This window comes from Enterococcus cecorum DSM 20682 = ATCC 43198 (genome assembly GCF_000407565.1).
Lineage (GTDB): Bacteria > Bacillota > Bacilli > Lactobacillales > Enterococcaceae > Enterococcus_E > Enterococcus_E cecorum.
The window spans coordinates 1,034,040-1,060,610 of sequence record NZ_ASWI01000003.1 but is presented as its reverse complement, the minus strand read 5'-3'; the positions used below and the strand labels follow the sequence as shown (position 1 = coordinate 1,060,610).

22 protein-coding genes, 1 tRNA gene, 1 rRNA gene and 1 pseudogene are annotated in these 26,571 nt (G+C 36.4%); 8 read left to right on the top strand and 17 right to left on the bottom strand.

Annotation, left to right across the window (positions count from 1 at the left end):
* The 9 genes and pseudogenes from I567_RS05890 to I567_RS05850 all read right to left on the bottom strand — a co-directional run.
* A 16S ribosomal RNA gene (locus I567_RS05890) occupies positions 1-796 on the bottom strand; the annotation flags it as partial.
* A gap of 538 nt (positions 797-1,334) precedes the next feature.
* Positions 1,335-2,846 (bottom strand): sensor histidine kinase, encoded by a 1,512-nt coding sequence (locus tag I567_RS05885; RefSeq protein WP_016251334.1) that lies wholly within the window; start codon positions 2,844-2,846, stop codon positions 1,335-1,337.
* A pseudogene (locus I567_RS05880) lies at positions 2,843-3,528 on the bottom strand (response regulator transcription factor). The gene I567_RS05885 and the pseudogene I567_RS05880 overlap by 4 nt, the downstream one beginning before the upstream one ends.
* Before the next feature lie 113 nt (positions 3,529-3,641).
* The gene (gndA, locus tag I567_RS05875; RefSeq protein ID WP_016251331.1) at positions 3,642-5,054 is read right to left on the bottom strand and encodes an NADP-dependent phosphogluconate dehydrogenase; all 1,413 of its coding nucleotides are present in this window, start codon (positions 5,052-5,054) and stop codon (positions 3,642-3,644) included.
* Between the two features lie 167 nt (positions 5,055-5,221).
* Positions 5,222-5,395, bottom strand: a complete 174-nt coding sequence (rpmF, locus tag I567_RS05870) for a 50S ribosomal protein L32 (protein ID WP_016251330.1) — start codon at positions 5,393-5,395, stop codon at positions 5,222-5,224.
* A 51-nt stretch (positions 5,396-5,446) separates the two neighbouring features.
* Positions 5,447-6,007, bottom strand: a complete 561-nt coding sequence (locus I567_RS05865; RefSeq protein ID WP_016251329.1) for a YceD family protein — start codon at positions 6,005-6,007, stop codon at positions 5,447-5,449.
* 179 nt (positions 6,008-6,186) lie between these two features.
* Positions 6,187-7,953: a pyruvate kinase gene (pyk, locus tag I567_RS05860; RefSeq protein WP_016251328.1), complete on the bottom strand. Its 1,767-nt coding sequence runs from the start codon at positions 7,951-7,953 to the stop codon at positions 6,187-6,189.
* A 72-nt stretch (positions 7,954-8,025) separates the two neighbouring features.
* Entirely contained in the window at positions 8,026-8,988 is a 963-nt protein-coding gene (gene pfkA, locus I567_RS05855) for a 6-phosphofructokinase (protein ID WP_016251327.1), read from the bottom strand.
* Between the two features lie 156 nt (positions 8,989-9,144).
* Positions 9,145-12,453 (bottom strand): DNA polymerase III subunit alpha, encoded by a 3,309-nt coding sequence (locus I567_RS05850; protein ID WP_016251326.1) that lies wholly within the window; start codon positions 12,451-12,453, stop codon positions 9,145-9,147.
* 133 nt (positions 12,454-12,586) lie between these two features.
* Here I567_RS05850 and I567_RS05845 point away from each other — a divergent pair, with 133 nt between their 5' ends.
* Positions 12,587-12,769 (top strand): YjzD family protein, encoded by a 183-nt coding sequence (locus I567_RS05845; RefSeq protein WP_016251325.1) that lies wholly within the window; start codon positions 12,587-12,589, stop codon positions 12,767-12,769.
* Positions 12,770-12,810: 41 nt separating this feature from the next.
* On the opposite strand, the gene I567_RS05840 is transcribed toward I567_RS05845, so the two are convergent.
* Complete coding sequence (locus I567_RS05840) at positions 12,811-14,013, bottom strand: multidrug efflux MFS transporter (protein WP_016251324.1); 1,203 nt, start codon at positions 14,011-14,013, stop codon at positions 12,811-12,813.
* A gap of 153 nt (positions 14,014-14,166) precedes the next feature.
* The gene (locus tag I567_RS05835; RefSeq protein ID WP_016251323.1) at positions 14,167-15,603 is read right to left on the bottom strand and encodes an NCS2 family permease; all 1,437 of its coding nucleotides are present in this window, start codon (positions 15,601-15,603) and stop codon (positions 14,167-14,169) included.
* A gap of 242 nt (positions 15,604-15,845) precedes the next feature.
* Here I567_RS05835 and I567_RS05830 point away from each other — a divergent pair.
* Both I567_RS05830 and I567_RS05825 read left to right on the top strand, forming a co-directional pair.
* A tRNA-Ser gene (locus I567_RS05830) sits at positions 15,846-15,932 on the top strand.
* 171 nt (positions 15,933-16,103) lie between these two features.
* On the top strand, positions 16,104-16,763 hold the full coding sequence (locus I567_RS05825; protein WP_016251322.1) for a deoxynucleoside kinase: 660 nt from the start codon (positions 16,104-16,106) through the stop codon (positions 16,761-16,763).
* Between the two features lie 41 nt (positions 16,764-16,804).
* Here the strand turns inward: I567_RS05825 and I567_RS05820 are convergent, their stop codons facing one another.
* Together I567_RS05820 and I567_RS05815 are read right to left on the bottom strand one after the other, a co-directional pair.
* Positions 16,805-17,605 (bottom strand): Cof-type HAD-IIB family hydrolase, encoded by an 801-nt coding sequence (locus I567_RS05820; protein WP_016251321.1) that lies wholly within the window; start codon positions 17,603-17,605, stop codon positions 16,805-16,807.
* 99 nt (positions 17,606-17,704) lie between these two features.
* Positions 17,705-18,274, bottom strand: a complete 570-nt coding sequence (locus I567_RS05815) for a TetR/AcrR family transcriptional regulator (RefSeq protein WP_016251320.1) — start codon at positions 18,272-18,274, stop codon at positions 17,705-17,707.
* 228 nt (positions 18,275-18,502) lie between these two features.
* Here I567_RS05815 and I567_RS05810 point away from each other — a divergent pair, with 228 nt between their 5' ends.
* The 4 genes from I567_RS05810 to I567_RS12755 all read left to right on the top strand — a co-directional run bounded on the left by I567_RS05810 (position 18,503) and on the right by I567_RS12755 (position 20,715).
* Entirely contained in the window at positions 18,503-19,279 is a 777-nt protein-coding gene (locus tag I567_RS05810) for a threonine/serine exporter family protein (protein ID WP_016251319.1), read from the top strand.
* Entirely contained in the window at positions 19,276-19,734 is a 459-nt protein-coding gene (locus I567_RS05805) for a threonine/serine exporter family protein (RefSeq protein ID WP_016251318.1), read from the top strand. Before I567_RS05810 ends, I567_RS05805 begins: the two co-directional genes overlap by 4 nt.
* 79 nt (positions 19,735-19,813) lie before the next feature.
* Positions 19,814-20,410 (top strand): TVP38/TMEM64 family protein, encoded by a 597-nt coding sequence (locus I567_RS05800; protein WP_016251317.1) that lies wholly within the window; start codon positions 19,814-19,816, stop codon positions 20,408-20,410.
* Between the two features lie 155 nt (positions 20,411-20,565).
* The gene (locus I567_RS12755; RefSeq protein WP_016251316.1) at positions 20,566-20,715 is read left to right on the top strand and encodes a hypothetical protein; all 150 of its coding nucleotides are present in this window, start codon (positions 20,566-20,568) and stop codon (positions 20,713-20,715) included.
* A 145-nt stretch (positions 20,716-20,860) separates the two neighbouring features.
* Here I567_RS12755 and I567_RS05795 read toward each other — a convergent pair whose 3' ends face one another.
* Both I567_RS05795 and gdhA read right to left on the bottom strand, forming a co-directional pair.
* A complete protein-coding gene (locus I567_RS05795; protein WP_016251315.1) occupies positions 20,861-22,207 on the bottom strand; it encodes a glucose-6-phosphate isomerase in 1,347 nt (448 codons plus the stop codon).
* A gap of 212 nt (positions 22,208-22,419) precedes the next feature.
* On the bottom strand, positions 22,420-23,769 hold the full coding sequence (gdhA, locus tag I567_RS05790) for an NADP-specific glutamate dehydrogenase (RefSeq protein ID WP_016251314.1): 1,350 nt from the start codon (positions 23,767-23,769) through the stop codon (positions 22,420-22,422).
* A 251-nt stretch (positions 23,770-24,020) separates the two neighbouring features.
* Between gdhA and I567_RS05785 the strand changes: the two genes are divergently transcribed.
* Complete coding sequence (locus I567_RS05785) at positions 24,021-25,283, top strand: BaiN/RdsA family NAD(P)/FAD-dependent oxidoreductase (RefSeq protein ID WP_016251313.1); 1,263 nt, start codon at positions 24,021-24,023, stop codon at positions 25,281-25,283.
* A 39-nt stretch (positions 25,284-25,322) separates the two neighbouring features.
* Here the strand turns inward: I567_RS05785 and ybaK are convergent, their stop codons facing one another.
* Together ybaK and aroD are read right to left on the bottom strand one after the other, a co-directional pair.
* Positions 25,323-25,814 carry a Cys-tRNA(Pro) deacylase gene (ybaK, locus tag I567_RS05780; RefSeq protein ID WP_016251312.1) on the bottom strand — a complete coding sequence of 164 codons (492 nt, stop codon included), beginning with the start codon at positions 25,812-25,814 and terminating at the stop codon, positions 25,323-25,325.
* Entirely contained in the window at positions 25,807-26,565 is a 759-nt protein-coding gene (aroD, locus tag I567_RS05775) for a type I 3-dehydroquinate dehydratase (RefSeq protein WP_016251311.1), read from the bottom strand. The genes ybaK and aroD overlap by 8 nt, the downstream gene beginning before the upstream one ends.
* Positions 26,566-26,571 lie beyond the last annotated feature (6 nt).

The following is a 26,571-nucleotide window of genomic DNA, read 5'->3' as shown; positions in this document are numbered from 1 at the left end:
GCTCCCCACGCTTTCGAGCCTCAGCGTCAGTTACAGACCAGAAAGCCGCCTTCGCCACTGGTGTTCCTCCATATATCTACGCATTTCACCGCTACACATGGAATTCCGCTTTCCTCTTCTGCACTCAAGTCTCCCAGTTTCCAATGACCCTCCCCGGTTAAGCCGGGGGCTTTCACATCAGACTTAAAAGACCGCCTGCGCTCGCTTTACGCCCAATAAATCCGGACAACGCTTGCCACCTACGTATTACCGCGGCTGCTGGCACGTAGTTAGCCGTGGCTTTCTGGTTAGATACCGTCAAGGGATGAACTTTCCACTCTCATCCTTGTTCTTCTCTAACAACAGAGTTTTACGATCCGAAAACCTTCTTCACTCACGCGGCGTTGCTCGGTCAGACTTGCGTCCATTGCCGAAGATTCCCTACTGCTGCCTCCCGTAGGAGTCTGGGCCGTGTCTCAGTCCCAGTGTGGCCGATCACCCTCTCAGGTCGGCTATGCATCGCAGCCTTGGTAGGCCGTTACCCCACCAACTAGCTAATGCACCGCGGGTCCATCCATCAGTGACGCAAAAGCGCCTTTCATCCATCTACCATGCGGTAGATGGAATTATGCGGTATTAGCACCTGTTTCCAAGTGTTATTCCCCGCTGATGGGCAGGTTACCCACGTGTTACTCACCCGTTCGCCACTCATTTTCTTCCGGTGTAGCAAGCTACGGTGAAAGAAAATGCGTTCGACTTGCATGTATTAGGCACGCCGCCAGCGTTCGTCCTGAGCCAGGATCAAACTCTCATAAAAAGTATTGATAAGTCATAAATGACTTTAAGCTCAAAATTGATTTTGCTAGCTATTGCTTGCATGTATTTTTCTTTAGTTCACAACAAACCAAAGACCCTACACATTGGTTGTTTGCATTTATTTGTTCAGTTTTCAAAGGTCTACTTTGTCGTATTGACAACTTCTAAAGTTTATCATATTAAACTTTGTTTGTCAAATGTTTTTTTAAAACTTTTTTCAAATCCTTGATTAAAGATGTTTTCTTAAATCAAGGACTTTGTTATAGTATCATATAACTTTTTAGATGTCAATTACTTTTTTTATTATTTTTTAAGTCCTCATTTATCTCAAGGACAAGTAATAATATACCAAGTCTTTCTACAAAATGCAAGCATAAATTTTATATTTTTTTGATTATTTTTTGTCTCGAACATAAAGAGTATTTATTGTAATATAATTCGGAATTCATTTTAAAAGCACAAATATCATCGGCGATTTTTAGATTAATTATTCGTAAAAATGAAGCAGCCGCAAATAGCAACTGCTTCATTATAAAATCTTAATATGAATTTTGTTCACTTTTAATAATTGGAACATAAACTCTGAAAATCGTTCCTTGCCCTAGACTACTTTCAACGGTGATTCGTCCTTTATAGCTTTCTAACAACTGATAGGCAATTGAAAGACCTAAGCCATTCCCACCTTTTGTCCTTGCCCGTGCCTTATCCACACGATAGAAACGATTAAATACTTTTTGCAGATCTTCAACTGGAATCCCTTCACCAAAGTCTTGGATTGCAATTTCAAGTTCTTTCATGTTACTTGAAATACTTACGTGGATTTCTTTACGATCTAAAGAGTATTTTACCGCATTGTCTAGAATGATAATTAAGATTTGTTCGAAATGATTACGATAAATTTGTAGTGTTCGTTCTCTTGGTAAGTCATCATCCATCACGAACATAAAATCAGGGTATAACAATTTAAAGTTGTTAAATACTTGATTAACCACCTCTTTAGCCTGACAAGTTTCATTACCATAGTAGATGTCTACTTGTTTCGCGCGTGATAAATCAAGCATTTCTTGAACCAAATCTTTCATACGCTTAATTTCCTGCATACTTGCAGATAATGATTCTTCCAAAATTTCTGGATCATCTTTTCCCCAACGATTCAGCATGCTCAAATGACCTTCAATAATGGCTACAGGTGTTCTTAATTCATGTGAAACATCTTCCACAAATTGTTCTTGTTGCTCAATATAAGTACGCATACGATCAATCATTTCATTAAAGATTTCCGACAAATCAGATAATTCATCTCGTGTTTCAATGACCGGTGCATGAATATCAGATTGTGGGTCTTTGCGGATTGTTTCCATTGTATCGCGCAACATCTTTAACGGTTTCAAATAATATGAAGATAGCAAAAAGGCTAAAATCAGACTAAGTAAGAGTGAAATCAATTCAACTGCGATTAAAATCATTAATAGACTGCGCTTCATCTCATACATTGAACTCAATTCATAGAAAGTTTGCACATAGCCAATTTTTTCTCTCGTTTGCTTTGATATCACAGGTTGCACGCTCAACAAACCAGCTTGTTGATTAATCGTTGTGAGCTTATTTTCAATGGTCTCCACCGACTGTAGAGAAAGGCTTTCTTCTTTTGTTTTAAAAACCAGATGATAATCCGGATTATATACATAAAGGCGGAAATTATTTTGACCTAATTCAGCAATAAATGGATCGATACTCATCATATTGCCTTTTAATGTCGAAGTACGGTCATATAATCTAGCTTGACTTTCTGAACTATCTGTTAATTTGCGATACACATTAATCAAAGTCAGCGATTGATCGTTATCGGCCAATTTCGATACGATTTGATAAGTGGTTTCTTCACTTTGTTTGCGCTCTTTTTCTACCAAAAGACTAACAGCTGATTTATACGTTGTTACTGCAAAAACCGTAAAAATGACAAAGATGAAGAAAGAGCTTGCTAAGGCCCACTTAATGGTTAAAGAAGGCCCCTTTAGCTCCTTGTTTTTCTTCTTAATCATTTTCATCATGAACGCATCACATATCCAGTACCACGAACAGTTTGAATGTAACTATCTTCACCAGGTACATCAATTTTATTGCGTAGATAACGGATATATACATCCACTACATTAGTTTCGACTTCAGTTTCATATCCCCAAACTTTATTAAGCAATACATCTCGTGCTAATACCGCATTCACACTTTCCATTAGTGTGAGCAATAATTCATATTCGCGTTTAGTCAATCAATAATTTCATTACCACGACGAACGACACGATTTTCTTTTTCAATGGTTAAGTCACGATAAGTTAATGTCGTTTGTTTAGCCGCATTTTTATCCCCTTCAATGTCAATGCGACGTAATAAAGCACGGAGACGAGCAAGTAGTTCTTCAATAGCAAAAGGTTTAACAATATAATCATCTGCACCGTGATCAAGTCCGGATACACGATCAATCACTGAATCTCTAGCAGTCATCATAATAATTGGCGTATTTTTACTTTGACGAATGCGACGACAAACTTCTAAGCCATTTAATTCAGGTAACATTAAATCAAGTAAAATAGCATCCCAATCCTTATTTAAGGCAGCATCTAAACCAGTTCTACCATTATAATGAACTTCTGTACTATAACCTTCATGTTTTAATTCTAATTCAACAAAGCGAGCAAGATTTTTTTCATCTTCAATAATTAATACGTTACTCATCTATACATATATCTCCTTTAATCTTTTTAATCATGCTAGCCCAATTCTATCACGGATACGAAAGAAAAAAAAGGGGCAGACTCAAAAGAATTCTATGAGCCTGCCTAATCTAATTATTCATACCAATTGTAATGGAAGATACCTTCGCGATCTGTACGTTTGTAAGTATGTGCACCAAAATAATCACGTTGGGCTTGGATAATATTTGCTGGTAATTTTTCTGCACGATAAGAGTCAAAGTAGGCAATCGCTGATGAGAAGGTTGGTACTGGAACACCTGCTTGAACAGCTAATGCCACTACATCACGAACAGATTGTTGATATTTAACTGTAATATCAAAGAAGTAATCATCTAATAATAAGTTTTCAAGATCATCATTCTTTTCATACGCATCGGTAATCTTTTGTAAGAATTGCGCACGAATGATACAACCTGCACGCCAGATTTTTGCGATTTCGCCAAATGGTAATTGCCAATCATATTCTTTAGAAGCTTGGCGCAATTGAGCAAATCCTTGTGCATAACTCATGATTTTGCTAAAGTATAACGCTTGACGAATTTTTTCAACGAATTCAGCTTTATCCCCTTGGAACTCAAATTGTGTTTTAGGGAATTTTTGACTTGCATTGACGCGTTCTTCTTTATAAGTAGAAATAAAACGAGCAAATACAGATTCCGTAATTAATGGAAGTGGTACACCTAAGTCTAATGCACTTTGACTTGTCCATTTACCGGTACCTTTATTACCAGCTGCATCTAAAATGACATCAACAATGGGTTTACCTGTACCTAAATCATCTTTACGTGTTAAAATGTCAGCTGTAATTTCCATTAAGAAGCTATCTAGCTCACCTTTATTCCATGTAGCAAATGTTTCAGCTAATTCTTCATTGGATAAACCTAAAACATTTTTCAATAGGTCATAACTTTCAGCGATTAATTGCATATCACCGTATTCAATTCCGTTATGCACCATTTTAACATAATGACCAGCACCATTTGGACCAATGTATGTCACACAAGGTGCACCATCTTCAGCTTTAGCAGAAATTTGTTCTAAGACTGGTGCGATTAAATCATAGGCTTCTTTTTGACCACCAGGCATGATAGATGGACCTTTCAGCGCGCCTTCTTCACCACCAGAAACCCCTGTACCGATAAAGTTAATACCAGAGTTAGCTAATTCTTCATTACGACGCATTGTATCTTTGAAGAAGGTATTCCCACCATCTACTAAAATATCCCCTTTATCTAAGTGAGGCAACAATGCTTGAATGGTAGCATCTGTTCCTTTTCCTGCTTGAACCATCATAATGATTCGGCGAGGTTTTTCCAATGATTGTACAAATTCTTCAATGGTATATGTTGCTTTAAAGTTTTTTTCAGGATGTTCATTTACAACGGCCTCTGTTTTTGATCCTGTACGATTGTATAGCGCAACGGAGTAACCGCGACTTTCAATATTTAAGGCTAAGTTTTTACCCATTACAGCCATACCAACAACACCAATTTGCTGTTTCGTCATGTTCATTCCTCCTAATTTTACCTGGATATTTTCACAGGCTTTTCAATAGACTCTTTCATTATAGCCTAAAATGCTTATGATTAAAAGTAAAATCCTTTTGAGTAAAAAAATAAACCCTAGGCCCCATGGTTAGCCTAAGGGTTTAACTGCTTACTTGATTTTAAGCATTATTTAGCTGCCACATCTTTACCATCGTAGTAGCCACAGTTTGCACATACATGATGGCTTTTCTTTAATTCACCACAGTTTAGGCATTCGTTTAAGCCGTTGATTGATAATTTGTAGTGAGTACGGCGTTTTGCTTTTTTAGCTTTAGAAGTTCTTCTAGCTGGTACTGCCATTTGCTACACCTCCTTATTTCAAATTGCAGAAATTCTGCATTTATTCCAATCTTACTTATCTTCATCCTCTGAGTCGAGTAATGCCGATAATTTTGCAAGACGAGGATCAATTTGACTTTCACTCTCTGCTTGTTTCTGACTAAGATATTCATCTTCTGAAATCACTTGCCAATCATTGCCAGATGGTAAGTCCTCACTTTGTCTTTCCTCTTCAGACAATACTTGAAGCGGAATCGCAAGCAAAAGATTATCGATGATTGATGCTTCTAAATCCAAAGTTTGAGTATCTAAAATTAAAACTTCTTCATCAGGGATACTATCATCTCTCATTTTAAATTGCTCAGGTGTCATAAATAGTTCATCCACATCAACTGATAATGGAACAGCCACAGGTTCAAGAGACCGACTTGAAGGTAAAGTCATTACAGTAGTTAAATGATAGTGGGTAAAATACTCATTTGCCTTTACTTCTAAAAAGCCACTTACTTGAACAGGTGCTAGATCAATAACTTGTGAGTCACGTGCTAAGACAGCCTCTTTTAAATCAAGTGTTTCATTTAATTCAATGGTTTGTTCTTGATACTTTCTTAATTCTAATAAAGAATATTTCATCTTATCTCACCCCTAAGCAACAAAAGCTATTATACAGTTGGTTTTTAGCTTTGTCAATGAATTTTTCTTGACACCTTAAATTTATCTGTAATTTCTAATAAAAAGATTATTTAAAAAAAGGTGGATAAACCATCTTTCGACAATCTACCCACCCATGTTTATCTAAAGAATCGTTTCAATTAGATAGTAGTTGTTTCTCCACGGTATACAATACCACGACGAGAATCTACAGTTACAACTTCGCCATCTTTCACAGCAGAAGTTGCTCCTTTAGCACCAACGATTACTGGTAGATCTTTAGCAATACCTACAACAGCAGCGTGTGAAGTCAAACCACCATCTTCAACCACTAAGGCACTTGCTTTTTCGATAGCTGGCATAAATTCTTTATCAGTAGTAGGCACTACTAATACCATGCCATCTTTTGCGTTGGCAATTGCTTCTTCAGCAGTTTTAGCAACTACTGCATTGGCAACTACAGAACGGCTACCAACACCTTGGCCTTCAACTAATTTAGAACCAATTAATTGAATCTTCATTACGTTAGTTGTTCCGCGTTCACCAACTGGTACACCAGCAGTAATTAAGATTAAGTCTCCTTCTTTAGCAAAACCTAATTCTACAGCCTTCTTAGTAGCTAATTCAAACATTTCATCAGTTGTAGTTGGTTTTTCAGTAACTGTTGGATAGACACCCCAGTTTAACATTAAACCACGTTTTGTACGTTCGTCAAAAGTAACTGCTAAGATATCTGCATCTGGACGATATTTAGAAATCATTTTAGCAGTATGTCCTGATTCAGTAGCTGCAACGATTGTTTTCACACCTAAGTTTTTAGCTGCAGTTGCTACTGCCATACCGATTGTTTCAGTAACATCTGTCTTATCAAAGTTGTCAATTTTGTATGTGCCAATTTTAGCTAATTGTTTTTCAGCTTCCATGTCGATACGAGCCATAGTTGAAACAGCTTCAACTGGATATTGACCATTAGCAGATTCACCAGATAACATTGTAGCATCTGTACCATCAAATACAGCGTTAGCAACATCAGAAGCTTCCGCACGAGTTGGACGTGGGTTGTGTTGCATTGATTCTAACATTTGAGTTGCTGTAATTACGGCTTTACCAGCAGCATTACATTTCTTAATGATTGTTTTTTGAACCATTGGTACCATTTCAGCTGGAATTTCCACACCCATGTCACCACGAGCAACCATGATACCGTCAGATACTTTCAAGATTTCATCGATATTGTCGATACCTTCTTGAGATTCAATTTTTGAGAAGATTTGAACGTGAGTCATGTTCTTTTCTTCTAAGATTTCACGAATTTCTAAAACGTCTTGTGCTTTACGAACAAAACTTGCAGCAATAAAGTTAATATCATTATCAAGACCAAAACGGATATCAGCTGCGTCTTTTTCAGTAATACCAGGTAAGCTGATAGATACACCAGGAGCGTTAACACCTTTACGAGAACCTAAAATACCTGCGTTTTGTACTTCAGTAACTAATTCACGATTTGCTTCATCTTTTTCTAAAATCTTCATGTCGATTAAGCCATCATCAAATAATACATGACCACCTACATGAACATCGTCATATAATCCAGGATAAGTAACAGCAATCTTTTCTTTTGATCCTACATGTTCGCTATCCATTGAAATACGTACGATATCACCGATATTGAATTCGATTTTACCTGATTCAGTCCCTTGAACTGTTGTACGGATTTCAGCACCTTTAGTATCTAATAAAATAGCTACATCTTTGCCAGTTAATTTAATCGCTTCACGCACCATGTTCATACGAGATAATTGTTCTTCGTGATCACCATGTGAGAAGTTAAAGCGGAATGCGTTAGCCCCTGCTTCGATTAATTTTGCGATTGTTTCGACACTATTGCTTGCTGGTCCTAATGTACTAACAATTTTTGTTTTTTTCATTACTACTTTGCTCCTATTCGTTTATTTTAAAAATAAGTAAAATACTTATTATTTACTAGATTGACTTTTCAATTAAACTGATAGTTCACGGTTTAATTGATATAATGATAAATCTGGTTTATGTTTATAATTTTCTAACATATCAATGATGTCACGAGCAACGATTTGTTCGTTTTCGATACCGATACATAAACCACCTTTGTTTTCTTTTAGTAAATCTACGGCATAGCCACCAAATTTACTTGCCAAAACACGGTCACGAGCACTTGGAGAACCCCCACGTACAATATGTCCTAAGATAGATACGCGTGTATGGAAATCGCCATATTCAGCTAATTTGGCAGCGAATTCGTTACCACCCATCACACCTTCAGCTAATACGATTAAGCAGTGTTTTTTACCACGGTCACGACCTTGTTGAATACGTTCAGCAACTTCTTTCATATCAAAATCATGTTCAGGAATGATAATATCGTCAGCACCACCAGCAACACCAGCCCATAAAGCGATGTCACCCGCACCACGACCCATTACTTCGATAACGAAAGTACGCACGTGTGAAGTCGCTGTATCACGAATACGGTCTAAAGCATCTAATACAGTATTGATTGCTGTATCAAAACCAATTGTGTAATCAGTACCTGGAATATCATTATCAATTGTTCCTGGAATACCAACAGCTGGATAACCATGTTTTGTTAAAGCCATCGCACCATGATAAGAACCATCTCCACCGATGACAACTAAACCTTCAATACCGAATTTTTTCAATTGTTCGATACCTTTTAGTTGTCCTTCTTGAGTAGCAAATTCAGGATAACGAGCAGAATATAAGAAAGTACCACCACGTTGGATTTTATCACCAACATCAGCTAAATCTAAACGACGGATATCCCCTGCAACTAATCCTGCGAAACCATAGTTGATTCCATATACTTCCATTCCTTCATAGATGGCCTTACGAGTGACAGCACGAATCGCTGCGTTCATACCTGGCGCATCTCCACCACTGGTTAAAATTCCAATGCGTTTCATATAATTTCACCTCATTAAAATATTTTGACACATTAAAATAAATGTTCCCTGCTAATCTTAGCCACGAACAATATTTTACCATTAATTTATGAAAATGTCTTGTAGTATCTTGAAAAAATTAGAAAAATGTAAAGATAAATTGAAAATATGTGCATTTTATTTCATAACAACGTTTTCTTCACCTAATAATTGTCTAAGTTCAGCATACAAGTCGGCAGATTCTTTAATCCAAAATTTTTCATCTATCATTCGCTTCTGATGATTAAGCGCATCAAAAATAACAACTGGAACAGTTCCGTGATGTTTTTCTAACACGCTTTGTAACTGATACATCAAACTTTCATTTTCAAAACCATTTTCAAAACGAAGGTAGCAAGTCTTCTGTTGTAACTGATTTTGGATTTGTTCATTAAAATACATTTGTTCAGCTAAAAATTGAATTTGTCCACTATAATTACTGATTTGGCTTTTTCCTTTAATTAGTACACACTGATTAACTTGCAGATTTTGGCGAATTTGTCGGAAAAGTGTCGGAAAAATGGTCACTTCTATTTCTTGTGTCCCGTCATTTCCTGTAATAAAGGCCATTTTTTCCTGCTTTTTCGTAGTTATCTCTTTAATATTCGTCAGATAAAGCAAGATATTGGCACGCTGATTGGCTACCAAGTGCGCAACTTCTCGTACTTTTTCTTGTTGGAAGTAAGACTGATAGCGATCTAGCGGATGTCCAGATAGATACATCCCTAGATATTGATTTTCTAATGCTAATTTTTCTTCAAGGGCATATTCAGCAACTTGCTCATCTACGCTTAAAGTCATTGTTTCTAATAAGTCTAGACTCCCTGCGCTGATGACAAAATTTTGAATCTTACTGGACAATTGTTGCATCAGAAGTTTGCGATTTCCACCTAATTGATCAAAACAACCAACTGCAATCAAAGGTACTAAAAATTCTTCTTTGAGCCAATGACTATTCTGATGATAAACACGCATTAAAAAGTCATCAAAGTCTTTAAACGCTCCATTTTCGTAGCGTTCTTTAACCATCTGGCGCAAGAAATCTTTACGAGTACCCTTGATATTCGCTAAACCAATTCTGATGGTATGTAACTGAACCATCGATGTTTCTAATTGACTTTGATTAATATCTGGTCCAAGCAATTGTACCTGATATTTTTTTAGTTGATGGGCGTATTCTTTTAATTTTGTTACATCATTTTGAGCAGATTTCATTAATGCCGTAAAGAAGGCTGCTGGATAATGAACCTTTAAATAAGCCATTTGATAAGCTACTTTTGAATAAGCAAAGGCATGGGACCTATTAAACCCATAATCTCCAAAGCTTTCAATATAATCGTAAATCTGATTGGCACTTGCTTGTTGTACGCCATTACTAACAGCACCTTGAACGAAAATTTGGCGATATTTATCCATTTCTTGTTTATCCTTCTTACTTATCGCTCGACGTAAAATATCGGCTTGAGCAAGAGTAAAGCCAGCTATTTCTGAAGCAATTTGCATGACTTGCTCTTGATAGACAATGATGCCATAAGTGTTGGATAGAATTTTTTTCATCCGCGGATCGACATAGGTAACCTTTTGTTTTTTGAATCGTCTAGCCACAAATTCATCAATATGTTGCATTGGGCCTGGTCGGAACAGTGCATTTACCGCTGCTAAATCTTCTAAATTCTGCGGTACCACTCTTTTTAATACTTGGCGGATACCAGAAGATTCAAATTGAAATACCCCTGTAGTATCTGCTTTTTGAAAGATTTTCATCGTTTCTGCTTCATCAGTAGGGATTTCAGCTTGACTACGTATCGCATTTGGAAAATGACGCATCGCTTTTAACGCATCATCAATAATCGATAAATTTTTTAAACCCAAAAAGTCAAATTTCAACAATCCAGTAGCTTGCACATCATTCATCGTATATTGACTTAAAAGTAATTCATCTGAACCTAGTTGCAGCGGAATGAAACTTCTCAAATCTATATCACTAATAATGACCCCTGCTGCATGGGTTGAAACATGACGGGGCAATCCTTCTAAAATAGAAGCAACATGATAGATTAGTTGATTTTTCTTAGAGCGCTCAATTAGCTGGCGAAGGTCTTTGGATTGCTGATAGGCTTGTGCTAAAGTAATTTTTAAAGTATTAGGAACAGCTTTAGACCAATGACTGCTTTCACTTTGCGACAATCCAAATACTCTTGAGACATCTCTTAAGACCATTTTTGCTGCCATCGTACCAAATGTCGCAATCTGCACCACCTGATAATGACCGTATTTTTGGTGTACATAACGCAAGACTTCTTGACGGCGATTATCTGGAATATCTAAATCTATATCGGGCATTGTTTGACGATCAGGATTCAAGAAACGTTCAAAAAGCAATTGATACTTGATTGGGTCGACATCCGTAATGCGAAGTAAATAGGCAACTAAACTTCCCGCCGCCGAACCACGCCCAGCTCCCGTAACGATTTTTTGATCATGGGCATATTTCATTACATCATAGACAATTAAAAAGTAATCATCAAAGCCCATATTATGAATGACAGATAATTCATAGGCTAACCTTTCTTGGTACGTAGGATTAGTCTCTAAATGAAATGCTTGTAATTGCTGCTCACAGAGTGCTTTTAATACTTCATCAGCTTTTTGACCAGCCGCCAATGGAAACTGTGGTAAAAGGGCCTGATGCAAAGGAATCTCTAATTGTACCTGCTTGCATAATTGATTTAAATATTCAAGCGCACTAGGTACACTTTCTTGATAATAGCGCTGATAAGATTCTTCAGATAAGAGTGGATAGGCCTGGGTATGTTGTGGTGATTGGATTTCTTCTGATGTCAATACTTCACCACGCTGTACTTTTTGTAAGACCTTCAAGGCAAATGCTTCCTCGCTATGCAAGATATTTACTTTAGAGAGTGCTAATGGCATTAAATCAAATGTTTCTAAAAAGTCTTGATCCACTTTTTCATAAATCTGTATGCCATAATAGACTTTAGGAAGAGATGCTTTGATTTCATTTATCAAATCCAGTCGATAAGTATTTTCCATCTCAGGATTAGCCAATGGATGTTCAAAATTAACAACCCAGGCTAACTGCTGTACATGTTCGATTTCAGCTAAATGAACGACTTCTTCACATTTTCTTTTTGTAGAAATTTCCATTAAAGACTGAAATCCCTGATAATTTAAAGCAATGGCAATTAAAGGCAGATTTCGTTTCATACGTTGTGAGTAGTATGAAAATTTTAAGCCAATAATTGGTTGGATGTTTGCTTTTAAACAAGACTGATAAAATGTCAAAGCCCCACTTAACGTATCTTCATCAATCAACCCTAGTCTTTGATAACCCATCTTTTGGGCTAAATCAATATATTCGTTAACCTTAACAGTGCTATTCATCAAGGTATAGGCACTATTGGTATAGATTGGCACATAACTCATACGCTTGCTCCTTTCATTGATTCTTCATTTTTATTGTACTGAAGATTATCGCAACTGACAACAATCAAAGACTTTACAATCGCTGAAAATATGTTAAACTAAGAGACGATTAAACAGGAAAGAAGGAATTTCTGTGAAATATATTGTTACCATGTTTTGGGCAATGATTTTAGGTCAAGTTGTTGGCTATTTAGGTAGTGCATTAACTGGCGGTCAATATGATTTTACTGTTACCGCACAACTATCCTTTTTAGTAGGCATCATTGTAATCGTTGTTGCAAATGTCTGCGTTCCGAAAAAAGCGAAACATAATTAAAAAAACGTGATTGCTTACATTTAGCAATCACGTTTTTTACTTTATTCTGGTATATAATAGACAATCGGCTTACGAAAATTAAAGAGTGATAAGCACAAATTACAAAAGATGCAAATCGAAGTCACAATAAACACGCTACGATACCCAAATCCATGCGCAACAGTAGAACCAATCATCGGTCCAACAACTTGTCCAAAGTTAGAAAACATTTGATTATAGCTGTAAATCCGACTGACTCCTTCAGGTGGCGTAATCTTACTAATCAAAGTATTGACTGATGGCATTAAAGCACCGGTAGAAAAGCCGAGTAAAAACCGTAACCCCCCTAACTGTAAAGTGCTGTGAACAAATGTCATCGGTAAAATACACGCTAAGGAGAATATTAAGCCACCTAATAGAATCTTATGGTTACCAATCTTATCGTCAAGTTTTCCTAAAGCTGGCGAAGAAATCATCGCAGACACCCCTGAAATAGAGACAATCAAACCACTTACAAATAATACATTGCCTTGATTGCCATTTAATTGACGAATAAATAAAGTTAATATCGGACTAATTGAAGTGATTCCTACCTGAATAATTAGTGAGGTAACGAATAGACCAAATAACAATTGTACATTATGCATTTTCGCTAACAGCTCTTTTAACGAAAGCATTTCTTGTTTGTGAACAGGTTTGAAATCTTCTTTGACCATCGTAACCGTCAAAATTAACGTAATTAAGAGCACGGTTCCGGTAATTAGAAATACATTGCGAATCCCAAATATTTCCGCTAAAATCCCTCCTAATGAAGGACCAATCATCGTTCCGGCAATCGCACCAGTCGCCAATGTGCCAAGCGCCCAACCACTTTTCTCACGAGGAGCTTGTGAGGCGATTAAAGCCGTAGCATTAGGAATATATCCTGAAAGTACGCCTGTTAAAAAACGCATAAATAATAACCAATAAACATCAGGTACGAAAGCCAGTGCCCCCATCGAAAAAGTCATGCCTGCTGCTGCTCGAATCATCATTAATCGTCGGCCTTTACGATCAGCTAAATTTCCCCAAATTGGTGCAACAAGTGCTGCTGCCAAGGCGGTCACTGAAATCGCTAATCCCGCATATAGTTCAACTTGGCTTTTAGGTGTATGTAATTGCTCAATATAGATTGGAATAAAAGGCATCACTAAACTAAAACTAGCCCCAGTAAAGAAGCACCCAATCCATGATATATATAAATTTCGTTTCCAATCAATTTTCAAACTAATACCTTCCTTCTTTTTTCACCAAATAATACTATAGCGCAATCTTGTTCAGATTGACAACAGATTTACTGAAAATATTTATTCTCATAACAAAGTAAAAAAGGGCGACTACAAAGAATCGTCCTTTTTATATTCATTTGATAAAGATAACTAGATAATTGCAAGAATCACAAAGTTTAGAATGAACAATGCATTTACAGCCCAAATGACTGGTGAAACTTGGCTTGCTTTGCCTTTTAAGACTTTCGTTAAGGCATACATGATAAAACCTGCTGCGATACCATAAGAGATGCTGTAACACAAGCCCATAAAGATAGAAGCAAAGAAAGTTGGAATTGCTTCTTCTAATTCTGTCCAATTAATATCTTTAAAGGAAGCCATCATCATTACTCCAACTAAAATTAAGGCTGGTGCAGTGGCTTGACTAGGTACAATTGAAATTAATGGTGAGAAGAAACTACTAATTGCAAAAAGAATCGCTACAACAACAGAAGTTAAACCGGTACGTCCACCAGCACCAATTCCGGCAGCCGATTCAACATAAGTAGTCGTATTAGAAGTACCGAATATCGCACCTACACTTGTCGCAATCGCATCAGCAAATAACGCACGATCTAGGCGCGTATTTAATCCACGACCATTGTCTAATGAATCTTCATCTGCTTTAGAGAAGATACCCGTACGACGACCAGTACCGATAAATGTACCAATTGTATCAAAAGTATCAGATAAACTGAAAGCTAAAATTGTCATAATCACTTGCGGAATTTTATGAGATTCACTAAATAAAGATTGCATCCCTTCTGGACCAAAGGCAGCCCCAAAAGTTGTACCTAATTGTTTGAATGAGTTAGCCAATGAATTCGTGTGCCAATCAATCGCACCTAAATCAACAACACCCATTAAAATACCAATAATTGTAGTACCTAAAATCCCAATGATAATTGCGCCACGCACATTTAAGACCACTAAAATCGTCATTAAAAATAGACCTATTAAAGCTAAAAGTACAGGTGCATTATTGAAGTTTGCTAATGCAGGAACGATGCCACCATTCATTGAAACACTGGCCACTTTACCTTTTTCAACGATCGCATTAGTAATTGTTGCACCATCAGCACTAAAGCTTAATAAATTCGCATTTTTAATCCCAACATAAGCGACAAAAATACCAATCCCACCACTGATAGCGTGTTGCATACTTTCAGGAATTGCATGAATAATCATTTTGCGAATACGCGTCACAGTAATAAAGATATTGATTAAACCACAGATAAACACCATCGCTAAAGCTTGTTGCCATGAATACCCCAAGCCAAATACTACAGTAAAGGTAAAGAAAGCATTCAAGCCCATACCTGGCGCTTGAGCATAAGGAACATTTGCAAATAATCCCATGACTAAAGTACCGATGACTGAAGCAATAATTGTTGCTAAAAAGACCGCTTGAAACGGCATGCCGGATTGAGATAAAATATTTGGATTAACGAATAAAATATAGCTCATTGCAAAAAATGTTGTTAATCCGGCTAAAACTTCTGTAGAGACAGTTGTTTTATTTTCCTTCAATTTGAAAAATTTTTCCATTTTAATAAGTCCACTCCTCAGATATTCTGATATATTCCGAAAAAATCGATTTTAAATGTACGTTTTTTTCAGACTACACAAGGTAGTATAGTCGAGTAATTTTCGGATTTCAACAGAAAAAGAATAAAAAGCTTTAAAAAACTTTCGAATGTTCGTGTTTTACAACATTCACCTCTCAGCAACTAGAAATTATCTATTTCCTTATTGACTTTTTTATAAAAAACAGTCAAAATATAATTTACGGAGAGTTGGCAGAGTGGTAATGCACTGGACTCGAAATCCAGCGAGCCGAATTTTTCGGTGCACGGGTTCAAATCCCGTACTCTCCTTTTCGCAACTGCAGCTTTGTAGTTGCTTTTTTTTGTTTACTTTTCTTTTAATCAGGACAGATTTCTGACTTGTTTTACCCAACATCTTGTGATATGATTTTTCATGTTGTCAATATATTGTAGTTTAGTAGAAGAATGATAATTGCTGAACTTTAAGGAGTTTTGTTATAAATGAAAGGAGCTAACCAAGCTGTGATAGTACTTGCAGGTATGATTGGTGCCGGAAAAACCAAATACACCGAAATGATTGCGAATGAATTAGGCAGTTTACCTTTTTATGAAAGTGTCGATGATAATCGCATTTTAGAAATGTTTTATAAAGATCCGAAGCGTTGGGCTTTTGCATTACAAATCCACTTTTTAAATACCCGCTTTAAGAGCATTAAAGAAGCTTTGAAACATCAACACAATGTTTTAGACCGTTCGATTTATGAAGATGCTTTATTTACCCAAATCAATTTTGAAAATGGCAATATGTCTGAAGCTGAAATGGATACTTATCTTTCTCTTTTAGATAATATGATGGAAGAGTTAGACGGTATGCCTAAAAAAGCACCAGACTTATTAGTATATTTACAAGGACCACTTGATATTCATTTACAGCGTATCAAAAAACGTGGTCGCGAATATGAACAAGTAGATGAAAATGAAGAAAATGATGAGTTATTAGCCTACTATAAACATCTACATTCACGTTATGATGATTGGTATAACGCTTATGATAAGAGCAAAAAAATTGCGATTCCAATTACCAAATATGATATTGAAATCCCCGAGCATAAAGAAGCTGTAATGGCAATTATCAAAAATGCTTTAAATGAAATGAATTAACAAAAGAGCACAGAATCCTCCAAAATTCTGTGCTTCTTTTGTTATAAACTTAAATACTTTTCTAAGTAGCGTGCTAGACCATCTTCGTCATTCGTATATTCAGTCATATCGTTCGCGACTTTTTTCGCTTGCTCAGAACCATTCTTCATGACCACACCACTACCTGCGAATTCGAGCATTTCCACATCATTGTATTCATCGCCAAATGCCATAATATTTTTTGGCTTAAATCCTAAATCATCCGCAATTAGCGCAAGACCAGTTGCTTTGTGTACTCCCTTAGGGGTCATTTCCAGCATATTATGTGGTCCACCCCACGTTTTAGTCGCAACATCAGGATAAGAACGATTTAATACCTCAGCGACACTTTCTAAGGTTTCTGGGCGCGTTTTAATTAATAAAGAAGTAGGATTTTCTTTTAAGTTCTCTAGTAAATTATCATTCGTTACCTTGGTTGAACCGAAAAAGGTAGGATCAACACCGTCTAACTGGCTAACAAAAAAATGACGACGATCTTCTGCGGCTACAAATTCAATCCCTAGTGCTTCTTTTTTAGCCTTTAAGTCAAAAGCAATAGCACGATCGATAAAATATTCGGTTTCTTTTTCCCAATATTTAAAAGGTTTATGGGTCAATGAACCGTTGAAATTAACCATTGCAGAATCCAGTTTTAGTTGACGGTAAAATTGTTCACTCATTCTAAAGGGGCGACCTGTTGCAATCACTACTGTATGTCCTTTTTGCTGGGCCTTAATTAAGGTCTCTTGGGTTTTTGGAGTAATCAGTGATTGCGCATTTAATGTCGTGCCATCTAAATCTATCGCGATTAATTTCTTTTCCATATATTTCTCCTTCCTTGAAATCTTTCTCTATAGTCTAACATATTTCTGGAAGAAGAAACAAGTAAAACCTCAATAGTTGCTACTACTGAGGTTTTATCTTTATTGACGAATTAAATCTAATTTTTGACCCTTAGCGATATCATCAATCATTTTCTTACACATATTTACGAAATCATCGTGTGTTAAATGAATAATTCCGGCGTTTTGTAAGGAAATAATCCCACTTACTGCAATCAATGTCTCTAGGTGATAATTTCTAAATTCTTCATCACTCAAATGTTTGAAACGATCATCTTTAAAGACTTGTTCACGGTAATATTCTTCGGACTTGGCAAATAAGTAATCACCGCCACCATTATTATCTACCCAACAAGCTTTGTATAATGTAGGTTTCTTTAAGGCTAACTCAATAAAATGAACAGGTGAGTCTACAATAATATCTCCTGTTATTGGTTTGGTTAGACTAATTCGTTCAATATCATTCCAGACTTTGTCTAAAACTTGAGTCTTCAAATCTTTCATATTTTTGAACTGCAAATAAATAGGTTGTGTTGAAATTCCCAATTCTTGCGCGACATTTCGGGCTGTAAACTTATCAAATCCTTCACGTGCCACAATATTATACCCTGCTTTTACAATCTGTTCTTTTGTATAAATTTTATACCTCATTCAAATCTCCCCCAAATTCTATCTATCTCTATTTTACTCAAAATATGTAAATTAAGCAAAAAAATATCCATGAAAAATGTTATCATACTAGATAAAAAACGTTATCATAGCCAGGGGAAAGTATAAAAAATTTGAGAATAATAAAATAAGGAAGATATTTTTTGCCTTTTTTCATAAATCAGCTAAAATAAAAAGTACCCTAACTTTTGCTTTTGAGGTGATTTTCCCTTGTTGAACGATAGCCAATCAGAAAATATCAAAGCCAAAATACTAAAAACGGCCTTACTAGCTGGTAAAATTATGATGGAAAATGGTTCTGAAGTTTATCGCGTGGAAGATACGATGAAACGAATTGCACAAAACGCCGGGGAAATGGATGTTAGTTGTTACGTTACAGCTACAGGAATTTTCATCGGTCTTGAGAATCAGCAAAGAGTCATGATTGCCAGTGTCGAAGCGCGTACCATCAATTTAGAAAAAGTGGTTGCTGTAAACGAGATGTCTAGACAATTTGCAGATAAAAAAATCACTCTTCATGAACTGGCAGAAAAGCTCGAACAAATCAATCAAAAAGTACCCACCTTTCCACTCTGGCTAGAAATTTTAGCAGCCGGAATGATTAGTGCTGGAGCCATGTATCTCTTTGGTGGGGTAATGTCTGACTTTTTGATTACTTTTTTAATCGGATCACTGGGGTTTATTATTAGCGTTGTCTGCAAATCGCTGATAAAACTGAACTACTTTGATTTGTTCATCGCCAGTTTTTGTATTGGTATTATGAGCATCGTCGCTGTAAAATACCATTTCGCCAGTCAAATCGATCCAATTATTATTGGTTCAATTATGCCCTTTGTACCTGGCGTAGCAATTACCAATGCTGTTCGTGATATTTTAGCGGGACATTTAATTAGCGGTACAGCTCGGGCAACAGAAGCATTAATTGTCGCAGCTACAATATGTGCCGGTATTGCAACCGTTTTTAACTGGTTAGGAGGATGGCTATGAGCGAGTGGTTGATTCATATTATTTTTAGCTTTTTGAGTACGATTGGATTTGGCATTGTTACAAATATCCCTAGAAGAGCATTTGTCGCATCTGGTTTTACTGGCGTATGTGGCTGGTTAGTCTTTTGGCAGTTAAAAACGCATCATATGTCTTTAGGTGGGGCGAATTTTTGGGCAGCCTTACTGATTGGTATCTTAAGTATCTATTTTTCACGTAAACAAAAGATGCCTGTCATTATCTTTCATATTCCAAGCCTATTTTTGCTTGTACCTGGTGGCCCGGCTTACTTAGCCATTCGTCTGTTTATTAGTGGCAATACATCGGCAGCTTTTACCCAAATTAGCATCGTGACTATCACTGCGGCTAGTATTGCAGGTGCCTTTATGATGAGCAATTTAGTAGAAAGAATTGTTTTAAAGATATCAAATTTACAAAAAAAGCATAAAAATTGTTAAAATCAGTCTTAAGTGCTATTCTCAAATAAACCAAAAACTACTATAATAGTGATAGATAATTTGGAAAAGGAGATACTCTATGAACATTGAACTATCCCGTAAAATCGTTAGCTTCATCTCATTTTGTGGCTTAGTTGCAACGATTATTGTCACGATTTATTTTTATCGCTTAGGACTATTTAAAGATATTCATTCCTTGCGACTGTACATAGAGAATGCCGCAATCTTTGGTCCATTTATCTTTATCCTTTTACAAATCATTCAAGTAGTTGTGCCGATTATTCCTGGTGGGATATCTACTGCTGCTGGTGTAGTCATATTCGGTCCTTTTTTAGGATTCGTTTATAATTATGTTGGTATTTGTATTGGGTCTGTCATTGTTTTCCTACTTGCTAGAAAATATGGTAAATCATTCATTTTAAGTATGATTAGTGAAAAGACCTTTAACAAATATACGCATTGGCTAGATAATCAAAAGAGATTTGATCGCTTATTTTCTTTAGCCATTCTCTTACCGGTTGCTCCTGATGATGCCTTATGTATGATTGCTGGGCTCACAGAAATCAGCCTTAAGAAGTTCACTTGGATTATCTTATTATGCAAACCAGCGACGATTCTAGCTTACAGTATGGCCTTAATTTACGGGGCGAACTGGCTAACCAATTTATTAAGTTAAGAAAACACGACTACCCCATTTATTTTGTGGTAGTCGTTTTATTTTATGCTTAAATTTAGATAACGAATTCAAAATATTTGCCAAAATTCACCACTTGTGCTATAATGAACAATGTAAAGGGGTTACAATATTAAATAATTAAAGGAGGTGGTATTATGACATACAAAAACACAAATCTTGTTTATCGAATTGCTTTTGACACAACACAAAACGTCTTTATCGCAATTGATGCTAACAACAAAAACAACTGTGCCTATGGTGTAACAATTGAACAAGCAGTGGCAAACCTTGTTGCAAACAAATAAAGAAAGGAAAACATCATGCCCACAAATCCGAATAACCTACTTTAAGAATCATCTTTAGTTCTCACGCTAAGGATGATTTTTTTACTCTTAAACCAAAAAAAGACTTAACCCTCGATTAGAGAGCCAAGCCTTAAAAATTTGAGAATTATAGACGTTCATTTAATTCTTTCGCTAATTCTTCAAAACCAGGTTTACCTAATAAAGCAAACATGTTTTTCTTGTAAGCTTCAACACCTGGTTGGTCAAATGGGTTAACCCCGTTTAAGTAACCAGACATACCTACAGCAATTTCAAAGAAGTAAATGACATAACCTAATGTATAAGCATCCATTTCAGGTAATTTCACTAACATATTTGGTACATTACCATCTGTATGTGCTAATAAAGTACCTTCGAAGGCTTTTGTATTTACAAAGTCAACTTCTTTACCTTGTAAGTAACCTAAACCATCTAAGTCATCTTCTTGGGTAGGAATGACAACAGATTTACGAGGTTTTTCAACTTTCACAACTGTTTCAAAAATATTTCTTACACCGTCTTGGATTGTTTGACCAACAGAGTGTAAGTCAGTTGAGAAGTTAGCACTTGAAGGATAGATACCTTTTTGATCTTTACCTTCAGATTCACCATATAATTGTTTCCACCATTCAGAGAAGTATTGCATTCCTGGTTCGTAGTTAACTAAGATTTCGATTGCTTTACCTTTACGATATAAAATATTACGTAAAGCTGCATATTGATAAGCTTCATTTTCTTCTAAGCTATCAGATGAGTAAGCAACTTGAGCATCAGCCGCACCTTTCATTAATGCATCGATATCAGCACCACTTACAGCAATTGGTAATAAACCAACTGGCGTTAATACAGTGAAACGTCCACCAACATCATCTGGAATGACAAATGTTTGCCAACCTTCAGCATCTGCTTCAACTTTTACAGCACCGCGCGCACGGTCAGTTGTTGCGTAGATACGTTTGTTTGCTTCTTCACGTCCATATTTTTTAATTAATAATTCTTTGAACACACGGAAGGCAATTGCAGGTTCAGTCGTTGTACCTGATTTAGAGATAACATTCACTGAGAAATCACGGTCGCCAATTAATTCAATTAAATCAGCTAAGTAAGTTGAAGAAATTGAGTTACCGGCAAAGAAGATTTGTGGTGTTTTACGTCCATCTTTAGGTAAAACATTGTAGAATGAATGATTTAAAAATTCAATTGCTGCACGTGCCCCTAAATAAGAACCACCAATACCAATGACAACAAGCACTTCAGAATCTTCTTGGATTTTTTTCGCTGCTGCTTTAATACGTGCAAATTCTTCTTTATCATAGTTTGTTGGTAAATCTAACCAACCAACAAAGTCGTTACCAGGACCTGTTTTTTCTCTTAAAGCTTTGTCTGCTGCTGTCACTTGTGTTTGTATGTAAGCTAATTCATGTTCACTAACAAATGGAGCTAATTTTGAATAATCAAACTTAATGTGAGCCATTGTTTTCCTCCTAAAATAATTCGTCGTTTATACAGTTATTACTTTACGTGTTTTGTTTCAATTTTTCAAGTAAATTCCCTAAAATTAGTGAAAAAAATCGCGAAATTTAATGAAACCTTCAACGACTTCTAAAAAAGGAGCCTTCAACTAGCAAAATGACTAGATTGAAAGCTCCAGATGTCTATTTTTTCCAGATAAATTGCTTGTATTTCCTAGACTAATCCTTGAGCACTCATCGCTTTAGCCACACGTTCAAAGCCTGCAATATTCGCACCTAATAATAAGTTATGGCTTTGGTTAAAGTGAGTGGCTGTATCACGACAAGCGCGGTAAATATTGTGCATGATGTCGTCTAATTTAGCATCGACTTCTTCTTTTGTCCAAGCTAAGCGTTGTGAGTTTTGGCTCATTTCTAAAGCAGATACAGCAACTCCACCTGCATTAGCGGCTTTACCCGGGCAATATTGTACGCCATTTTCGATGAAGTAGTTGGCGGCTTCTAAAGTAGATGGCATGTTCGCACCTTCTGCAACGACTTTAACCCCATTTGCGACTAATTGTTTGGCTTGATCTAAATTAATTTCATTTTGAGTCGCACTTGGGAAGGCTAAGTCCGCTTTTAGATTTGCATTCCAAACTGAATCATTGGCTACATATTTTGCTGAAGGACGTTTGGCTTGATAGCTTGTTAATCTTTCACGCTTCACTTCTTTGATTTCTTTTAGTAAGTCTAAGTCGATTCCTTCTTCATCCACGATATATCCGCTTGAATCTGAACATGAAATGACTTTAGCTCCTAATTGTTGAAGTTTTTCAATAGTATAGATTGCTACATTTCCACTACCAGATACAATTGCAGCCTTACCATTAAAGTCTTCGTTTTGATCAGCTAGTAAATGTTTAACAAAGTAAACCGCACCATAACCAGTCGCTTCAGTACGTCCTAAGCTTCCCCAGAAAGATAGAGGTTTTCCAGTTAAGACACCAGCATCATATTGTTTTAAGCGTTTATATTGACCAAACAAGTAACCAATCTCGCGGCCACCTACACCGATATCACCTGCAGGAACGTCTGTATCTGGTCCAATATGTTTGGCTAATTCTGTCATGAAGCTTTGGCAAAAACGCATAATTTCCGCATCTGATTTGCCTTTAGGGTCAAAGTCACTACCACCTTTACCCCCACCAATTGGTAAACCAGTCAAACTATTTTTAAAAATTTGCTCAAAAGCTAAGAATTTCAAAATACTTAAGTTTACACTAGGATGGAAACGCAAACCACCTTTATATGGTCCTAAAGCAGAATTAAATTGGATACGGTAGCCACGGTTCACTTGCCAATTACCATTATCGTCTTGCCAAGGCACACGGAATTGGACTAAGCGTTCTGGCTCAGTAATAATTGCCAATAAATTTTGATCCACATATTCTGGATGTTCTTCTAAAAATGGGACAACGGTTTCCATAAATTCATCAATCGCTTGTAAAAATTCTGCTTGATGACTGTCTTTTGCATGTAACTCTGCTTGAATTTTCTCAACATATTCCGTTACTTTACTCATAAACCACAACTTCCTTCCTGTTTTTCATCATAAAATTCCATCACGTCAATATAACATGAGAATGAATAGTACATCTATACAATTTTCTTCACCTATCAGTAGTGATATCCGAATAATTTTCAAAAAAACAAGCGAAAGGCTCGGAAAAATCATATAGGTATGATATATTGTAACTGAAAATTGAAAATATTTCATCTATTTTGCTGAAAAAATAGTAAAATAATTCATTAAAATTAGGATGTGAGAAAAATTTGCAAAAATATGATGTTATTGTCATCGGTGGCGGTACGAGTGGTATGATGGCAGCAATTAGCGCTAGTGAAAACGGGGCAAAAGTACTGCTTATTGAAAAAAACCGTAAATTCGGTAAAAAATTATTGATGACTGGAGGCGGACGTTGTAATGTTACCAATAGTCAATCAGTCGAACATTTAATCGAACACATTCCAGGAAATGGTCGCTTTTTATATAGTACTTTTAATCAATGGAATAACCAAGATATTATCCAATTTTTTACCCAATCAGGTGTGCAATTAAAAGAAGAAGATCACGGGCGAATGTTTCCCACTACTGATTCATCCAAAACAATTGTTGATTGTCTTATTACTAAACTAAAAGAAAACCATGTTGAATTATGCATGAAAACGACGGTTGAAAAACTCATCCATGATGGTCGTACCATTCAAGGAGTGAGATGTGATAAAGGAGATTTTTTTGCACCGAGTGTCATTATCGCCACAGGTGGCAAAACATACCCATCCACTGGGGCAACTGGCGATGGTTATCAATTAGCAAAACAAGTAAAACATCAAATCACGCCACTATACCCGACAGAATCGCCGCTAATCAGTGAAGCAGATTTTATCCAGGAGCGTACCTTACAAGGATTATCTTTACGCGATGTGCAATTAACGGTTTTAAATCAAAAAGGGAAAACCGTGACAAGTCACACCATGGATTTACTATTTACTCATTTTGGAATTTCAGGTCCAGCTGCTTTAAGATGTTCTTCTTTTGTCAATCAACTGCTGAAAAAACAAACACCTGTGATTGTCGAATTGGACTGTGTACCAGAGCTAACAGCAAATCAGTTGAACCAAAAAATTGTTCAAACGCTTCAAAAAAACGGAAAAAAACAAGTGAACAATGCTTTGAAGGGACTTTTACCTGATCGGTTGCTTACTTTTTATCTTGAACGATTACACCTAGCAGATTTAATGAGTAAACAAGTCACTTTAAAACAAATTGATTCCTTAGTCAATCTGATTAAATCTTTTCAAATACCGATTATCCGCACCTTTGCTTTAGAAAAATCATTTGTTACTGGTGGCGGCATCTCTTTAAAAGAAATCAATCCCAAAACCTTAGAAAGTAAAAAAATAATGGGATTATATGCTTGCGGTGAAGTCTTAGATATCAATGGTTATACAGGCGGCTACAATATTACAGCAGCTTTTTCTACTGGTCATGTAGCAGGCAGGCACGCAGCTCAAACAGCACTATGGCAAAGTTAAAAGCAGGCAAAAAAGAGGGGACTCTCCCCTCTTTTTTGATTACTTTTCTAAAGTTAAATCAACAAATTTACCACGAACTAAGCCAGCTAAATCATTTGGTGCCAGCTCCATTTGTACCCCGCGTTTTCCTGCTGATACCATAATAGTAGCAAAATTTAAGGCTGACTGATCAAAATACGTTGGAAAAAGTTTTTTCATCCCAACTGGCGAACAACCACCACGAATATAGCCCGTTAAATTCTCTAAGTCTTTTAGATGAAGCATTTCTACCTTTTTATTGCCACTTTCCTTGGCGATTTTTTTCAAATCTAATTCTTGATTGCTAGGAATAACTGCTACAACTGGACCAGTCTTATTGCCCACAGCTACCAACGTCTTGAAAATTTGCGCTTCATTTTGGTTGAGTTCTTCAGCCACATGTTTCGCACCTAAATCATTCTCAGAAAAAGTATAAGTATGCTCTTGATAAGGAATCTTTTTTTGCTCTACGATACGAATTGCGTTTGTTTTTATTTGTTTTTTCTTAGCCATTTGTTTCTTCCTTTACTGAATCTTTCATACTCAATGTGGACAGTATTTGCTCGAGCATTTCTACTTGAATCTGACCAGGAGCAGAATTTTCACCAAAATAGCCAAATGTAAAGCGCGATCCCATAAGTTCACCAGCGACTCGGGTTACCTTACCTAATTCACCCATCGCCATTACTGCTAAAGGTAAATCATAAAAAGTATGTGCTTTTTCAATTAAACTCATCGTACGTAAAACATCATTTAACTGTTGCGGCATCAAAGCAAGTTTGCCTATATCGGCCCCCATTTGATGCATCAAGCCAATTTTAAAAATTAATTCAGCGTCTTTAGGGGTACGCTTGAAATCATGATAGCTCATCAAACAAATGGTCTGCGTATCTTTTAATTGTTTGATAAAATTTCTGCCCAAAAACTCTGCTTGAGCCAATTCAATATCTATCATATCCACCAATTGTAACTTACAGACGCTCAGACATAATTCTTTATAATCTTCTAAACGAATTTGCGCCTGACCACCTTCTTCTGTGGTGCGGAAGGTAAAAAGTAACTCCTTATTTGATAAATTATTACGCAAAGTACGAAGTGTAACCAAAACATGCTCTAAATCCTGAATTTCTGTAAAATAATCTGCGCGCCATTCGACCATTTCGACTGAACTATTGCGAATTTTTTCCGCTTGTGCCATTAATTCTTCGGTTGTTCTTCCTGTTAATGGGACACAAATTTTTGGACGCTGATAACTCGTTGACATACAATC